The following is a 312-nucleotide window of genomic DNA, read 5'->3' as shown; positions in this document are numbered from 1 at the left end:
AGCACTTCGACATACTATGTAATGGTTTGGTGCCTATCGGCCAGACGTTCCCGACATCACATGCCGATCATCTGCTGGAAGTTGCTCATGCAGAATCCCAGCGTCTATTGACACTGTTGGATATGAAAATGGGAGCGCTGAACTTCGACTTCGTGTTTTCTGAAGACGGCAAGTTCTACTTCCTGGAATTAGGCCCAAGGAACGGTGGCTGCCTGATACCGGAAGTCATCCGCTACTCAACCGGCGTGGATCTAATCAAATATACAGTTGATGCAGCTTTAGGATTGGGTTGCAACGAACTTGGGATGAAGC

Annotated in this window: 1 protein-coding gene; it reads left to right on the top strand. The window is 48.7% G+C overall.

Translation table 11 applies throughout. The features are described from left to right. Positions 1-29 precede the first annotated feature (29 nt). Positions 30-312, top strand: a 283-nt coding sequence (locus RMT89_RS42050; protein ID WP_315889028.1) for a hypothetical protein, incomplete at its 3' end; no start/stop codon positions are given.

Source organism: Streptomyces sp. P17, from assembly GCF_032436805.1.
In the GTDB taxonomy this organism is placed as follows: Bacteria; Actinomycetota; Actinomycetes; order Streptomycetales; family Streptomycetaceae; genus Streptomyces.
Note: the sequence above shows the minus strand (reverse complement) of the source record. Positions and strands in the feature narration are given on the sequence as shown.